At 48.4% G+C, this 16,872-nt stretch carries 10 protein-coding genes; 9 read left to right on the top strand and 1 reads right to left on the bottom strand.

All coding sequences use genetic code 11. The features are described from left to right. Nucleotides 1-68: 68 nt before the first annotated feature. The 3 genes from DFR60_RS11325 (at nucleotide 69) to DFR60_RS11315 (ending at nucleotide 1,778) form a co-directional block, all read left to right on the top strand. Nucleotides 69-1,085, top strand: coding sequence for a DUF7309 domain-containing protein (locus tag DFR60_RS11325; RefSeq protein ID WP_110323005.1), 1,017 nt, complete (start codon nucleotides 69-71; stop codon nucleotides 1,083-1,085). 176 nt (nucleotides 1,086-1,261) lie between these two features. Further along, nucleotides 1,262-1,459, top strand: a complete 198-nt coding sequence (locus DFR60_RS11320) for a hypothetical protein (RefSeq protein WP_110323004.1) — start codon at nucleotides 1,262-1,264, stop codon at nucleotides 1,457-1,459. Beyond that, the gene (locus DFR60_RS11315) at nucleotides 1,437-1,778 is read left to right on the top strand and encodes a rubredoxin-like domain-containing protein (RefSeq protein ID WP_110323003.1); all 342 of its coding nucleotides are present in this window, start codon (nucleotides 1,437-1,439) and stop codon (nucleotides 1,776-1,778) included. Before DFR60_RS11320 ends, DFR60_RS11315 begins: the two co-directional genes overlap by 23 nt. A gap of 79 nt (nucleotides 1,779-1,857) precedes the next feature. Here DFR60_RS11315 and DFR60_RS11310 read toward each other — a convergent pair whose 3' ends face one another. Continuing rightward, nucleotides 1,858-2,775, bottom strand: coding sequence for a helix-turn-helix transcriptional regulator (locus DFR60_RS11310; RefSeq protein WP_110323002.1), 918 nt, complete (start codon nucleotides 2,773-2,775; stop codon nucleotides 1,858-1,860). A gap of 266 nt (nucleotides 2,776-3,041) precedes the next feature. On the opposite strand from DFR60_RS11310, the gene DFR60_RS11305 reads away from it, so the two are divergent. The 6 genes from DFR60_RS11305 (at nucleotide 3,042) to DFR60_RS11280 (ending at nucleotide 16,850) form a co-directional block, all read left to right on the top strand. Further along, nucleotides 3,042-5,069, top strand: coding sequence for a DUF2264 domain-containing protein (locus DFR60_RS11305; RefSeq protein ID WP_110323001.1), 2,028 nt, complete (start codon nucleotides 3,042-3,044; stop codon nucleotides 5,067-5,069). Between the two features lie 229 nt (nucleotides 5,070-5,298). Then, nucleotides 5,299-11,004 (top strand): Ig-like domain-containing protein, encoded by a 5,706-nt coding sequence (locus DFR60_RS11300; RefSeq protein WP_110323000.1) that lies wholly within the window; start codon nucleotides 5,299-5,301, stop codon nucleotides 11,002-11,004. Between the two features lie 13 nt (nucleotides 11,005-11,017). Beyond that, complete coding sequence (locus DFR60_RS11295; RefSeq protein ID WP_110322999.1) at nucleotides 11,018-12,052, top strand: hypothetical protein; 1,035 nt, start codon at nucleotides 11,018-11,020, stop codon at nucleotides 12,050-12,052. Between the two features lie 28 nt (nucleotides 12,053-12,080). Then, nucleotides 12,081-13,850 (top strand): sensor histidine kinase, encoded by a 1,770-nt coding sequence (locus tag DFR60_RS11290; RefSeq protein ID WP_341457942.1) that lies wholly within the window; start codon nucleotides 12,081-12,083, stop codon nucleotides 13,848-13,850. A gap of 48 nt (nucleotides 13,851-13,898) precedes the next feature. After that, nucleotides 13,899-15,506, top strand: a complete 1,608-nt coding sequence (locus DFR60_RS11285; RefSeq protein WP_110322997.1) for a response regulator transcription factor — start codon at nucleotides 13,899-13,901, stop codon at nucleotides 15,504-15,506. Nucleotides 15,507-15,524: 18 nt separating this feature from the next. After that, nucleotides 15,525-16,850, top strand: coding sequence for an ABC transporter substrate-binding protein (locus DFR60_RS11280; protein WP_110322996.1), 1,326 nt, complete (start codon nucleotides 15,525-15,527; stop codon nucleotides 16,848-16,850). Nucleotides 16,851-16,872: the final 22 nt, after the last annotated feature.

The following is a 16,872-nucleotide window of genomic DNA, read 5'->3' as shown; positions in this document are numbered from 1 at the left end:
AGGTTTTTGTAAACAGACAGCATGACGAACTGTCGGAACATTCAAAGTAAAAGTACAAAGGAGATCCTATGAGAAAAGAAGCCAGCCTTGACCAGTGGAAAGAGCTATACGATGTAACCTTGAATTTAAAAGAGTTAGAGCCATGGCAGTATTTGGACAGCGCTGATCTGATTGCCATAAAGCTGCAGGGAATGGAAGAACCTGTGTTTATGAGCGTTATGGGCAGATTGGGGACTTGTTACGGTGTGAGTATGTATGAGGGGATGGACGGACTGGCTGATTTTGACATGGTGGCAAATGCGGGCAGTAAAGATGGCCCTTCGATTTATGATACCATGATGGATCAGTCCTGTATTACGTGGTATGCCGGTGATCGGGATGAGGTGCCGGAAGCGCAGAAAAAGGTAATAAAGGAGCTGGGACTTAAATTCAGGGGGAAAGGACAGTGGCAGTATTTTCTTTCCTTTGAAAAAGGCTATACGCCATTTACCCTGGATGCAAGGGAAGCGGGCATATTGACGGAGGCATTTAAAGGTCTGTTTATGGCGGTGCGCGCAATTAAGGAGAAACGGATATCAGTAGATTTTGAACAGGGAGAGATTCTCTGGAGACTTTATAATACAGAGACGGAAGAGTGGAATATGTTTGCAGGTCCGCTGCCTCTGTGTGAACGGGAGTATCCGGAGATAGAACTGGAAGATCAGGAGTTAAGGCAGAAATTGAAAGAACAACGTCAGATAAACCAGGAACTGGCAATTGAACTGGCCTATCTCCATACGGAGGTGAGGGATCAGGAGTATGACCGCCCTCTCTGTCCGCGCGTTCTGATTGTCATGGATTGGAAACGGGATATCATACTTAACATGGAATTGATGAAACCGGAAGATTATGAGATTGATGTTATTCTGAATTTTTTTGTTCCGTATGTGCTGTCAAATGGCCGTATGAAAAAAATTAGGGCCAGAAGTCCATGGGTATTTGCAGCCTTAATTGATATCTGTGAATACTGTGGAATTGAACTGAAGAAGGCAGACCTTGGAAAAGTAGACAACATGCTGATGGATATGATGGACAGGATGGGATAGTGGAAATAATTGCTGTGCCTGGAAAGTGGTGTTCTGGCGGAAACACTGGTCTATTATTATAGAAAGAACATCGGATTAACATGCAGTGCCCATCGTGCAATGCTAATCATACGAGGCCAATTGTACAGAGTCAATCTAGCCGCAGCAACATCATAAACCAATAGAGAGGACTATATATGAATTTTATACAAAAAGTAACTGCGCCAATTCTGCCAATCGGTGACGTCTCCTCCATCTCCCTGATCGGTGATCCGGGCTGCGAGGGACTGGGAACCACAATGATGCGTGTCTATGTCAACGCGCTGGAACTGGCTTCCCGGGACGATTTTATTCTGATCGCCGGTGCCGTTTATGGAGGCACTGAGCGGATTTAGAAAGAGCGAGAATTTTGAGTTTGAGAGATTGTATCCCATGGTATCAGATTACGCGGCGGGGATCGGCGGAATGCTGGCCAAGCAGGCCTTTGCCGACGCAGCAAAGATGGAACGCTCCCATGCGGAACTGATTGCAAAGGCGGAGAAGCTGGAGGAGTTTTCCGTGGATATGCTGTATGTATGCTCGGTATGCGGGTGTGTTATGACAGCGGTTGACGAGATTGACCGGTGTCCGGTGTGCGGAGCGCCCAAAAGGCAGTTCCGGGAATTTACGGGCAAAAATAGGAATAAAAATAAGATTAAGAATAAGAATAAATGAGAGCACCGGATGGATTCGCCTGGAACAGGGCGGTCTGTCTGGTGCTTTTTACTTTCGTAGAAAATTTATTATTATCATATTATGATTCCATATTTGTCACACGATAATGCCCGGGCGATACCTGGGCGTATTTTTTAAAGGTACGGATAAAGTTGGAGTAGTCATGAAAACCGGATAATTCACAGGTGTCAGTGACGCTTTTTCCCTGCTTTAGAAGCGTTTTGGCGAGGGAAATCCGTTTTAGAATCAGGTATTCCTGTATGGAACAGCCCGCCTGTTCACGGAATTTGCGGCTCATATGAGAGCGGTTCATGTAAAGGCAGTCCGCCAGAGCCTGGATGGATAAGTCTTCTGTCAGATGCTCGTCGATATATCTCATGATCTGGCTGGAAAGCTGGGGCATGATGTTTTCGGGAATCAATGTGGACTCGTAAAAACAGGTGTTGGCCAGGACCAGGAGCTGCAGGAGATAGGTGGAGGCCAGGATATCATGGCCGAAGCTTGCAGAGGCCACGGCGGTGTGCAGATGGTCTGTCAGATAGAGATAGCGTTCCAGAGACTGGGGCGGCAGGGAGAGTAAATTTCTGTCCGCATTCTTCCGCTTCTCAAAACAGGAGAGCAGATCGGTCTGCTCCGTGCAGTAATTCCGAACCAGCTCGGGAGAGAAGTGGGTAGCGATCCGCTCATAGGGAGTGCCCTCATAGGAGACTGCGCGGTGAATCTCCTGGCTGTTGATGATTAGCAAATCGCCCCGCTGTAACCGATACCGGTGGTGCTCGATGTAGCAGTCCGTGCAGCCGCCTAAAAACAGCAGCAGTTCGTAGGAATCGTGCATGTGGTATACGTCATTGATTGGCTTCGTGGAGAGCATATGGTGGCTCCGGATAATCTCTGGAAAATGAATCCGGCGGCAGCCATTGTTTGTCAATACAACGCGCTCTGGTGATAATGGTATTGTTTCATTTCTATTCGTATCCTGTTCTGTAAAAAAAGTCATAGCTTTCCAGCCTCCAATCCGGCGCCTGCGGCAATGTCGTTTTCCGCCGCCTCTCTTCTATAAAAAATAGTAAGGTTCGAAAAGACCTCACCAATTATTTTTCATGTATCGCACGTAAGCGCCTAAGAGGCAGGCACCAAGTGCTCGCAACAATAAAAATCACATAACGCAATAAAAAGACAAAAATGAGCAAAGAACCTGCATGAAATTTATTATATGATAAGGAATAAAAAAAGCAAGCAGTACTTGTACAGGAGGTAACATTTATGAAATTTGAAGTGAAAAATCCTGATTACGGGAAGAGCCCGTATACAGGCATGACGAAGGAACACTGGCTGGAGGTGTGCGAGTTTCTTTTGGAGGGGATTTTTTCCGGGATTGAAAGTATGGAGGGGCAGCCGGTAAGCCGAAGGGTAGAATTTGAGGTGAGTTATCCGAATAAGAACAGCTCCCCGACAAAGGCCAGTGCGGAGCGGTTTGAGGGGCTTGCCAGGAGCTTTCTGATCGCGGCGCCGCTGCTGCATAACCGGCCGGAGGCTGTGATCTGCGGCGTATCGGTGAGAGAGTATTATAAAACGCGGATACTGGAGGCGGTGACGCCTGGAAATCCCAATTATCTGTACGGCTTGCAGGAACTTCTCGCCATGGCAAAGGAGGGCGAGGACACCTTCCAGCATACCTGCGAATGTGCTTCACTCGTAATTGGCCTGGATCAGTGCAGGGAGGTCCTCTGGAATACGTACACGGCGGAGGAGAAAGACAGGATTGCGTCCTATATCCGGGAATTCGCCTATGGGAAGACGGGGGCGCACAACTGGCGGCTTTTCAACATGCTCATTCTGGGATTTCTGCATCAGGAGGGATATGAGATTGACCGAGGCGTGATGAGAGACCATGCGCAGACGATTCTGTCGTACTATGCAGGAGACGGATGGTATCGCGACGGCCATCGCTTTGATTACTACACTCCCTGGGCATTCCAGGTGTATGGGCCGATCTGGAACCGTTGGTATGGATATACAGAAGAACCGTGGATCGCAGGGAAAATAGAGCAGTATGCCAACGCGCTTACGGATTCATTTCTCTCCATGTTCGATAAAGATGGCCATGTGACGCTTTGGGCGAGAAGCGGCCTCTACCGCAATGCCGCCTCTTCTCCTTTTGCCTCCGCGTATCTTCTCAATCATACCAATGTCAATCCGGGCCTGGCAAGAAGAATCAATTCCGGCGCGCTGCTTCAGTTTATTACAAGGGAGGACGTATTTGTAAATGGAGTGCCGTCTTTGGGATTTTACGGACAGTTTCTCCCGATGGTACAGGATTACAGCTGCGCGGAAAGCCCGTTTTGGATTGCAAATCCATTTGTGGCGCTGACGTATCCAGAGGAGCATCCGTTCTGGTCCGCGGTCGAGGAAAATGGCGATTGGGAGCAGCTGGGAGATGCAACCGGTTATGTAGAAACGATAATGAATGGCCCGGGAATTGTCTCTGCGCATCTGGGCGGGAACGGGGCCTGTGAGTTCCGGACTGCGAAGGGGCTTTTTAAACCGGGAGATGAGTACATCAGATATTACATACGCCTCGCTTTTCACAGCCATTATCCGTGGGAGGCCTTTGACGGCCAGGGGGCGGAGGCCATGCAGTACAGTCTCTCTTATGATGGGGCCGCGGAGGCGCTGGTGCCGAATATCATCATGTACGGCGGCGTAAATGACGGGGTTCTCTACCGGAAACAGTACTTTGATTTTTACCATAACTTTCAGGGCGGCGCCTCCATCGATCTGGCGGATTTTCCGGTGGCATACGGCCACATCCGTGTGGACAAAATGCGCATCCCCAACAAACTGTTTACGCTGACCATGGGGGCCTACGGTTTCCCGGAATACCAGGATGGAGAGAAAACACAGGTGATCAGGCGCTCCTGCGATGGCGCGGAGGCGGTAATTCTAAAACAGGATGGCCGGCAGCTTGCGCTGGTTGCCTACACAGCGTGGGAATCGGTTGAGACAAAGGAGAGAAGAGGTGTCAATCCGGCCGCGGAGAACAGCATTTTAGCTTATGGAAAGCTGCGCAGAGAAAAAATGTATGGGTACGAGCCTTATGTGATGATCAGCGCCGTGCTAAGCAGGAGAGATGACAGGGAATGGGCGGAGGAGGAACTGTTTCCAATCCGAGAGATCATTTTTACGGATGAGGAACAGTGCGGCGGCTATGGTCCGGTTACACTCCTGATGAAGGACGGGCGCACGGCTGCCGTGGATTATGAGGGGCTGGAAGGGCATCTGATGATTTAATGATAAAAACCTTAAGATAGTGCAAAAATATGAAAATATTACAAATATCCCTGGTTATGATCTGAAGATTTTGTAAAAAGGCAGTATGAAACTTTATTTGCTTTTCAGATTCCCGATGTTATATTGAAACCATCATAATAACAAGGAAATATGCGGGAAGGCCAGGGATATCACTGAGCGGGAAAATGCGCCTGCCGCCGGTCTTTCAGCAGAAAATGGAGGAGACATTATGAAAAAAAGCTGGAAAAGGGGACTGGCGCTTTACCTGTCATTTGTTATTGCAGCAGGCAATTTTGGAAGCGGTATCTCTTACAGCTTCGCTGCCGTAAATGGCGGCGGAGGAACCGGGACGGGAAAGGCCACATCTTCCAATGCGGCCGGATCGGGAAGCGGTCATACGCATACATCAAAGGCCACTTCATCCAATGCGGATTCTGGCAGTTCAGACCGGAAACCGGATAAAAAGGCGACGGAGTCAAATGCAACAATGTCGAATGCCCTGAAGCTGCTTTTTGAGAAAACGGAATTTTCGCTGTCAGATGATTTCAGCAATACGCAGGGGCCGGTCTGGTACTATAAGTATGAAGACAAAGACAGCGGGGAAATATCAGAACTTCAGGAGTATGACGCAGCTGCACCACGGTGGATGGATAATAAGAAAAAATATCTGAGAATATTTAATGATGGTATGATGCCGGGAAATAAGGGGGACGACGTGATTCTGGAATGGAAAGCGCCCGCGGACGGCCTCATTCAAATATCTGAGGATGACGGCTCTATATTCATGGAAACAAACCGGGATGACAGAGATGGAGTCCTGCTGTCCATACAGCAGAACGGAACATTAATCTGGCCGGATACAGGGACGATATCAACGGAACACAATAAGACAGATGTCAATTTCCAGCCGTTTTATTTACAGGTAAGGGAAGGCGATGCCATCCATTTCCGGGCCAATGGAAATAAAGAGTACAACAACGACCGTGTAAAATGGTGTCCGGTTATCACGTATCTGGAAGAAGAGGATGTCGCAGTGATATCCGACATCACCATGACGGGAAGAGATTCCCTTGAATTCACAGCAGAATCAGCGGACCTATCCGGTGATATTGAGGACAGGGTTTCTTTAAGCGCAATTGTAAACGGAAAGAAGGAAGAGGCGGTAACTGTCCGTTCCGCTGAGGCAAAAGACGGCAAAGCTGTGGTTACATTTGATGAGGTCGAGGCGGCTGATAAAGATCAGATACAGTTACTGGTCGGCCTTGATGAGGACCATCAGTTTGTTACATACAGCCCTCAGGATTTTGCAGTAATTTCCGGGCTGACCTATTATGTAGATGCTGTAAATGGAAATGACAGCAATGACGGACTTACAGAGGAGAGCGCGTGGAAGAGTCTGGATAAGATCAACAATACCACATTTCTCCCGGGAGATTCTGTTCTGTTAAAGGCTGGCTGTATCTGGAACGGCTATCTGTATCCGAAGGGAGAGGGAAGCGAGAACGCCCCTGTGACACTTGGAAAGTATGGCGGAGACGGATATCCGATTATTAATGGAGACGGATCAGTCCCTTATGATTCACAGTATAAAGTCAGAGAAGACCATGTATACAGTCCGACCATCCTGTTGAGTGATCAAAGCAACTGGGTAATTGATGGAATAGAAGTAACAAACAGCGCTGATGATAGTTACAATCATGTTGGGATCCTGGTGTTTACCACAGGGCAGACCGGCGTGGTGTCGAATGTGACGGTTCAGAACTGCTACGTTCACGATGTGACAGCAGAAGTAGCCAACTCCAAGATGACCGGAGGAATTCTCGTAATCGGCGCCGACGTCTGGATCGATGGTCAGAAGCCGGAAGGTGAAATGGCTTCCGATATCGGATTTGACGAGGTTTTGATTGAAAATAACTATGTAAAAAATGTAGCCAAGGAAGGAATTCGTTCCAGCGGCCAGAATACAGGTGCGGAGGGCGTGGGCTTCCGCAATACGAAGACATTCCGCAATATTACCTTCCGTGGAAACTACATCGAAGAAATTTTCGGTGACGGCATCGTACTCGCAGAAGTTGGCGAAAACGGTATGGTAGAGAACAACGTGGTGAAGAATCATTGCAACTACGATACTGCTAACTATGCGGGCGCGTGGCTGTGGCAGTGTGACGATTCCATTTTCCGCTATAATGAAGTATTCGGCGGAGAGTACGGCTATAACGATGGTGAGGCGTTTGACTATGATATCGGATGTAAGGATATTATCTACGAATATAATTACAGTCACCATAACAAGGGCGGCCTGCTTCTGACCATGTATGACAATGCTTCCTATCATTTCCGCTATAATATCAGCGCCAACGATGGAAAGCCCAGCCAGGAGCTGTTCCACTGTCAGACCGGCAAGACGAAGGTCTATAACAATACCATGTACATTGGAAAAGGAACCACGACCTCCATTTTCCAGACCGGATCAGTGGGTTACTTTAAAAATAATATTATTATGGCCCACGGCAGCGTTCCGAAGTTCGGCACCAGCTCCATAAGTGTGACAAAGGGCGCTATGACCAATAATATTATCTATCCGGCTTCTATTACAAGCGTAAACGGTCCTTCTGACGCAGTCCTGGAAGACAATCTGTTTGTGAACCCGAGACTTTCTTCTCCGCAGCTGAGCACGAAATACAGCAGTGAAGAGTATGGGCTCACTTATGAGAATATGGGACAGGGTGATGATTTTATTGCCGGGCTCAGGGAACGTATGGCGATCTTTAAACTGCAGGAAAATTCACCGGCGGTTGACGCAGGCGTGGTAATACCGGAATCAGATGCGACAGAGGATATTTTTGGTAATAAAATCGTGGATTTACCAGATATTGGCGCTCACGAGTTTAATGATGACCCGGGGCCTGTGGATGAGGATGGAAATAAAGCAGAAAAAGTAATTCTGGATAAGACAGAGCTTTATATGGTAGCAGAAGACATCGCCCAGTTAAATGCCTCCGTACTGCCGGAAGATGTTCTTGACGACAGCATTGGATGGTCCGTGGCCGACCCTGAGGTAGTAAGCGTGTCAGCGGCGGGCAAGGTAACAGCCCTGGCAAAGGGAGATACCGTTATTAGCGCGGTCAGCTTAAATAATCCGGAGGCGAAAGCGGAGTGTATCATTCATGTATACGAAAAGAATTCAAAGTCTGTTATCGCGGACAAAGATGCCAGAGTAAGGGATGATGGTACTCACAGCGGAACAGAAGAATCCATGACAGTAAAGCTGGACAGCGGCGGATACAGCAGAAACGTATTGATGTCCTTTGATCTGACCTCCGTACCGGAGAATTACAAAAAGGTTCTCTTAAAATTCCATATTGACAGTACAGAGGCAAACAACGTCCCCTTTACCGTATCCAGGATAGGTGATGACTGGGAAGAGGAGGAAGTAACGTGGAATACCATGCCTGATAAAGGCGAAAAGATTCTGGATTTCACTTCCAGTATAGCAGATGGAGGAAGCTGGAAGGAACTGGACATCACGGATTATATGGAAACATTACTGGAATCCGGAACTCAGAGACTTTCGATTATCTTTGAAGGCGTAGAAATAGGATCAAAGAATTATACAAACATTCACTCCAAAGAAACGGATTATAAACCGCAGCTTGTATTTGACAATGAATCTGTAAAATCGGTGGAAAATGTCTTTGTCAAAATTCCAGTGGGAACAGCGCCGGTTTTACCAGAGACTGTAAACGTAACCTACAGTGATGATACGACTGCCAAAGCGGCGGTGGAATGGGATGAGATTCCGGCTGGGAACTATCAGAAAGAGGGGCAGTTTACCGTATGCGGTTATATCGAGGGAAGAAACCTGCCGGTTATCGCATATGTGACCGTATCGGATACAATTATTACAGCGGCATTTGCAGAGGATGTCACAACCCAGGCAGGGGTAGCTCCGGTTCTGCCGGAGACCGTAAAGGTGACTTATATTAACAGTTCTGAGGCACAGGTTCCCGTTGTATGGGAGTCCGTGACTGAAAGTCAGTATGCAAAACCGGGAACCTTTACAGTGAAAGGAAAAGTAAGTGGTTTTGAGGCAGGATGCAGTATCAGGGTTATTGTAACCAGCGCCGGAGTGGTTGATGCCGAGGCGGCCAGCATAACCGGATATGTAGGATTTATGCCGGTACTTCCTGAGAGCATTACGGTCAGCTATACAGACGGCAGCAAGGGAACGGCCAGAGTCGAATGGGAAGAGACAGAGGAAGAAAAGTACCAGAAAGCCGGAACTTTCACAGTTCATGGAACCTGCGAGGGGCTGGATCAGAAAGCCGCTGCAAATGTGACAATCATCGAAGCCGCTGCAAAGCCGGCTGAAATGAAGAGTCCGGCAGGCAAATATCCGGCGCTTCCATATACCATAAAGCTGGAGGGAAGCAAGAGCCGCAGCCGTGCAGCAAATGCAGCGGAGGCGCCTGTGGTATGGGAGACCGTCAGCAGGGAACTGTATCAGGGCAGCGATCCGTATGTGGTAAATGGTTATATTGCGGGAACGACGATTCCAGCTTCCATAACGATTACGCCGGCAGATCCACTGGAATATATGGATGGTGTGATTGATACAAACGGCGATACCTATATTCAGGTAAGCCCCTCAGACAGCAAATTCGGTGATAATGAAGTGATTCGTATTAAGAACTATACAGGGTCCTTTAAACGTATTGGAGTGGTACGGTTTGATTTTGAGTCCATGGACACTTCAGACTTAACGGAGATGACGCTGAGATTGTATTTTAATAAGATGGATAATAAAGCAGAGGTTACAGAGACCTATTTAAACATCTATACTAACGCCCCAGGCTGGGTGGAAAATACGGCAACGTATGATTCCATCACACAGGCCAGCGGATATAAGGCAGAGCTGGTAAAAGAACATGTCGTAATCAAGCGTGACCAGGTAGGAAGCTACATTACGATTGACGTATCCGATGCGATTGATTTTATTGAAGGCGGAAAAATTTCCTTTATTCTTGATATTGAAGAGAATCCGGAGGCTGATGCCAATGGCTCTAACTCCGGTCTGGAATTTGCCAGTAAAGAGGCCGGAAAAGAAAAGGCACCGAAGCTTTACGTATCAAACCAGTATGTGACAGAGTTGGAAACGGTAAATTTAGATGTCAATGTAGGAGAAACACTGGATCTTCCGGATACAATTACGATTCACTATGTGGACGGGACGGAGGAACAGGCACCTGTTGTTTGGGAAGCTGTCAGCCCGACTCTGCTGGGCAGAAAAGGGACTTTCCTGGTAAGGGGACATGTAGAAGGGCTTTACTGCAGTGTTTCCGCAGGCGTTACCATGAAAGCAGAAGACCCGGATAATCCAGACAACCCGGATAACCCAGACAACCCGGATAACCCGGATAATCCAGAAAACCCGGATAATCCAGAAAACCCGGATAATCCAGAAAACCCAGACAACCCGGATAATCCAGATACCCCGGACAACCCAGACAACCCAGAAAACCCAGACAACCCGGATAATCCGGATACCCCCGATAAGCCGCACAAAAATTCTTCGTCTACTTCCGGCCAGGCAGTTACAGTAAACAGCTGGGTTCAGGGAATTGGCTATAGAAAATGCATTCTGGGCAATGGGGATTATTCAAAAAATGGATGGTATTATCTGGAATATAATGGTAGTATGAACTGGTATCGTTTTGATGAGAACGGAAATCTGATCACCGGATTTTTCTCAGATCAGGATGGAAAACTCTATTATCTTGACAAAGATGGAATTATGGTGACCGGCTGGCAGCTGATCGACGGTAAATGGTATTACTTTAATCCGGTATCCGATGGGGCCAAAGGCTCGTTATATCAAAATACTACAACTCCCGGTGGTTATCGTGTAGGACCGGATGGGGTATGGGAAAGTTAATATGAGGTGAACCGTGAAAAAGAAAGCAGCATTGTTGTTTTTCATATGGTTCCTGATTCTGGAATGTCTTGCCGGCTGCGCCCGGCAAGGCTATTCCTGTTTTATGGAAGTAGGGGACTATGAGATATCGAAGGAAGAGTACGCTCTGCTGGCTTACGACAATATTGCCAGAACGGCCAGAGAATATGGGGCGAAAGAAGGTATCGATGTAAATGCTCCCGGCTTTTGGGAGAAGAAGACGGACGGCGTCTCCCCGATGGACCGGGTACGGGAGCTTACAGACGGGGAAGCTGTTCAGCAGAAGGGAATTCAAATTCTGGCAAAGGAAAACGGCATAATCGATGAGATCGGATACGAAGCATTTTTGAAACAGTATCAGGAGGAAAATAAACAGCGAAAGCAGATGAAGGAAGAGGGAAAGGTTCTGTATGGGCCTCTGGAGCTGACCGTCAGCCAGTACTATTCCTATCGCCAGAGCCAGCTGGAGCAGGCCCTGGAGGAATTCGTAGAGCAGAAGATCGTTATAATTGGGGAAGAAGAACTGAAAGAATATTATCCTGTTGTGAAACAAATGGAAGAAAAAAAGAATTTTAGAGCTCAACTCAGCCTGGTGATCTTTGAAGACACCGGTGAGGAGCAGAAAGCGGCGGTGGAGCAGTGGATTGCGGTTCATGGGATTACAGACGGTCTGCCGGTACTTCTGGCTGAGGAAACCGGAGTTTCTGCAAATATGGAGAGTCTGGCTGTGGATACCCTCGAACTGGGCAAGGAAAATCTGCTTCTGGACCGGGTGGTGCAGGCCGTAAAAGAAGTGGAAGCGGGAGAGGTTACGCCGGCCATAGAATACAGAGACGGTATGAGCGCGGTGATTGCGGTAGAATCAAAGGAATATGTTCCGTTTGGCAGCTACGATACAGAGCAGGATTATGTGGAATACCTGCTTCGGAAGAAAAAAGCCAGGGAGTATATTGCAGACAGGATCAGCGGGCTGGAAGTGAAAAGAGGGAAAGCCTGGGAGACAATAACCTATGAGGATATTGTAAAGTAAAAAACACAACAGATGAAAATGGAGCAGAATGATGAAGAGGTTATTACAAAACAGAACAGTAAAATTTAAGATCATGGTATATAACATCTGCATTATTTGCGTCATCGGCATCATATTCAGTGTTACAAATTATATGACGGCGAACAAAAAAACCATCCAGCTGGCACAGAATTCCGTAGGCTACCACGTGGAAAGCATCTCCAGATACTATGAGGAGGTCTACGAGCAGATGGTGAACCTGGTACTCAATTGTGCGGAGCGGGAGATGTTTGATTTAAGCTCCCTGGGTCAGTTGAATACCGTAGAGGAAAAGCGAAAAGGGCTGGATTATGCAAAGCTGGCCGCCAATTTCTGTGCCGTTACAGGATATGGGGATTACATTACCAGGCTGTCCATATTTGATGACAGTGATGTCCACATTTCGGCCGGAACGGCCCTGAGCAGTGTCGATGACGGGAGAAGAATCCGGAATTCCCCCTGGTTTGACCGGGAACTGAAAAAGGATATGTACAGCTACAGACTGGATCTGGTGGAGTCCCCGTTTTACAAGGAAGTAGGGATGGCGATTCCCATTATCTGTAAGAATTCCGGGTACAAAGACAGTGACTGGTCGGCGCTGTTTCTGTCTCCCCGTCTCTATCTCGACCGTCTGAAGGAAGATGATAACGGAAATACAATGCTTGTGACCACGTATCGCGGAGAGCGGATTGCCACGCTGCGGGAGCCTGTGAACCTGCAGGAGGAGAGCGGCCATTTGATTGATTCGGTTATAAGAAGAGAGGAGAGCCGCGGAATCGAGCGATACCGGCTGAATGGAGAACCATGTCTGGTATCTTTTAACAAAGATTCCCAAAGCGGAGTTGTAGTGATTGAAATCATGAATATGGCGGTCCTGAAAAATGACAGCCTTATGCTTATGCAGACTGTCGGTCTGATCTTCCTTTCCTGTGTGCTTCTGGGAATTTCCATGTCATTTCTGTTTACTAACGCAGTAAGAAAGCCGATTGACCGGCTGGTAAACCATGTTGGCAGGATTGCAAAGGGGGATTTTAGTCAGGAGGAATCTTTGGAAAGCCAGGATGAGATCGGACTCATCGGAAAGGCCGTGAATTCCATGAGCAGCCAGATCGAACAGCTGATGGACAAACGGTTAGAGGATGAAAAAGAGAAGAGCAGTCTGGAAATCCGGATGCTGCAGGCGCAGATTAACCCGCACTTCCTCTACAATACCCTGGACTCGATCAAATGGATTGCCGTGATCCAGAAGAACAGCGGTATCGTGAAGGCGGTAACCGCGCTGTCGAAGCTGCTTAAGAACATGGCAAAAGGGGTGGACCAGCGTGTTACGCTGCGAGAGGAGCTGGATTTTGTTCGCGACTACGTAACCATTGAGAAATTGAAATATGTGGAAATGTTTGACCTGGAGATTGATATCCGGGAGGAGACGCTGTACGATGCGCGAATCGTGAAGCTGACGCTGCAGCCGCTGGTGGAGAATGCGATTTTCAGCGGAATCGAACCGGGAGGAAAGAACGGAACCATTCAGATCTCCGCGTATGAGAGGGATAAATGTCTCTGCATTGATGTGCGGGACGATGGAATCGGGATCCCGGAAGAAAAGATACCGGAACTGCTGAACCATTCGGAGAAGTTAAAAGGCGACCAGATGAGCAGTATCGGGATGCCGAATGTGGACAGACGGCTGAAACTGATCTATGGGGAAGTGTACGGACTTTCTGTGGAGAGCCGGGAGGGAGAGTATACACAGATTACCGTCACAATTCCTCTGGAATATTAATAGGGAATACCAGTCTGGAAGACAGAAATTTAAGGGGGGAGAGCGCTTATGTACCGGATTATGATTGTAGATGATGAACCGTTAATTCTGGCGGGTATAGCTTCGCTTCTGAACTGGGAGGAATATCAGTGCCGGATCGTGGGAAAAGCATCAAACGGGCAGCAGGCTCTGGCCCTTCTGGATACGCTCCGGCCGGATATCGTAATTACAGATATAAAAATGCCGGCCATGGACGGAATTACCTTTATGAAGACAGCCATGAAAAACGGCTGTGCGGCAAGTTTCATTCTTCTTACGAATTTAGAAGAGTTTTCCCTGGCAAAAGAGGCGCTTCATCTGGGGGCGATCGACTATCTGGTAAAGCTGGAACTCAGTGAAGAAAGTTTGATTCAGGCTCTGGGGTGTGCCATAGATCGGTGCAACATGAATTACCGCATGACACACCTTGCGGAAGAACCGCTGACCGTGGACGAGCGGATTTTAAACTACTTCCGGCGGGTTCTCATCTATAACACGGACGTGGAGGCGGAGGACGAGCTTTCCGGCCTGATCCGGGAGCGGTATCCCAGGCCGGCGCTGATGCTGATTAATTTTAATTATGGATTCGAGGGATTTTCTGAGGCGTTTACGAGGGCAGACCAGAAAAAGGTCATGGGCATCGCGGAAGATATTATAAATGGCATGGTAAAGGGATTCTTTGACAACAGCTGCGTTCTGCGGCGGGAGCAGAGCGGATTTGTCCTGGTGCTTTCGACGGAAGGAACCGATGATTTTAAGAAGAAGGCCGGCGTCATGAGCGTAAAATTCCGCCAGGTCATGAAGGATTACTTCGAGGTGCCCATATCCATTGCGGTGAGCCTGCCTGGAAGCGGTGTGGAGGAAATCCAGGATCTTCTGTATCAGGCCATGAGCGCCATGAATCTGACTTTTTACGACAATTCCGGCGGCGCGGTGTTCTACTCGGCCATGTGCGAGGATAACATAAGCCACAGCAGTAATTTCAATATTAATTTTCTGAAGAAGAACATTACGGAGTCGATTCGCCAGAATGACTGCGAAGCCTTTAAAACCATTATGAATCAGATGATCCAGCTGTTTTCCGAGTGCAGGCCTTCCAGACAGCAGGCGGTGAACGCGTGCAATAATCTCTATTACTTTATCACCTCTCTGATTGAAAACTGGGGCGATCAGGACTTTCCTTATGCGGTGGACATTGTAGGCCAGTTAAACCGAATGGCCAACTTAAGTACGGTGCTCACCTGGCTTGAGGGCTTCCGGGACCAGGTGGTCAGGGTGCTGGAGGACCATCAGGAGGCACGCAGGGATAAGCTGGTGGAACTGGCTCTTGAATACGTAAAGGAGCATTATCAGGAGAAGATTACGCTGAGCCAGGCCGCGGCCGCTCTGAATGTCAGCCAGGGACATTTGAGCAGTACATTTAAGAAACAGGTGGGAAAGAATTTCTCTGATTATGTGACGGAAATGAAGATAGAGAAGGCGAAAGAATTGATCGAATCGTACCAGTACATGATGTATGAGATCTCCGATATGCTGGGCTTTGATACGCAGTATTACTTCAGCTCGGTTTTTAAGAAGATAACAGGGTATACGCCGAAGGAATACGAGAATCTGGTGGTAAAAAAATCACTTATGTAAGTTTTGGGGAGGAATCTTATGAAAATCAGCAGGATTGCGTCAGCACTATTTCTGTTGGCATTCGTGGCCGCAGGCGCCGCGGGATGCAGCCTTGGCAGAAACATGGAGGCCGACAGCGGCATTGTTGCAGAGGGAAGGAGCGCGGCGGATGGAGTGAAGGAGGGACGTGTAAAAATAACGGTGTCTGTCTGGGATAACGCCAACTCTCCGCAGTTTCAGGCTATGGCGGAGGCATTTATGGAGAAAAATCCGGACATTGATGTAGAACTGGTCGATATCCGGTCGGATGAATACAATAATAAGCTGACTGTACTGCTGGCGGGAAATGAATCTGACCCGGATGTGATTATGATCAAGGACGCGGACACACAGATATCTATGAGAGAAAAGGGACAGATTCTCGATCTGACCAGCTACCTTGCCAGAGACGGCGTGGATTTAAGCATTTACAACGGAGCGGCGGAACAGCTTCAGATGGATGGGAAGCAGTATACGCTGCCGTTTCGCCAGGACTGGTATGTTCTGTTCTATAATAAAGACTTATTTGACGCGGCGGGGATATCGTATCCTGCGGATGATATGACCTGGGAAGAGTATGAGAAACTGGCGGAAAAGATGACATTTATCAAAGATGGAGAGGCAGTCTACGGAACGCACCATCATACGTGGATGGCACTGGTCTCCAACTGGGCGGTGCAGGACGGGAAACATACGCTGATGAGCGGGGATTACTCTTTCTTAAAGCCGTATTATGAGCAGGCGCTTAGAATGCAGAACGCGGGCGTCATACAGAACTATGCCAGCCTGAAAGTAAGCAATATCCATTACACCAGTGTCTTTGAACAGCAGCAGTGCGCCATGGTTCCCATGGGAACCTGGTTTATTGCAACGTTGGTTCAGGACCGGAAGGCGGGAAATTTTGATTTTAACTGGGGAGTGACGAGAATTCCGCACTCGGCGGGAATACCGGCAGGAAGCACGGTTGGCTCAGTCACCCCGATCGCCGTCAATGCGAAATCCGATGTGCCGGACCAGGCCTGGGAATTCGTCCGGTTTGCCACCAGCGAGGCGGGGGCCGAGGTTCTGGCCGATAACAGCGTGTTTCCTGCCATCACCACCCCGGGCGTGGTGAGCCGTCTGGCTTCCATCGAGGGATTTCCGGAAGACGGAAAGGCAGCTCTTTCCGTGAAGAATTTTGTGTTCGACCGCCCGGTAGATGCGAAGATGGCAGCGGTGCGCAAGGTGATTGAGGAAGAGCACGACGCCATCATGATCGGGGAGGAAGACATTGATACTGGCATTGCCAACATGAATGAAAGGGCGGAGGAGGCCAGAAGCAGATAGCCTCTCCGCGGGAGTCCGGCTC

The organism is Hungatella effluvii (assembly GCF_003201875.1).
GTDB classification, from domain to species: domain Bacteria; phylum Bacillota; class Clostridia; order Lachnospirales; family Lachnospiraceae; genus Hungatella; species Hungatella effluvii.
The sequence above is the reverse complement of the archived record's forward strand: the minus strand, read 5'-3'. Positions and strand labels throughout refer to the sequence as shown.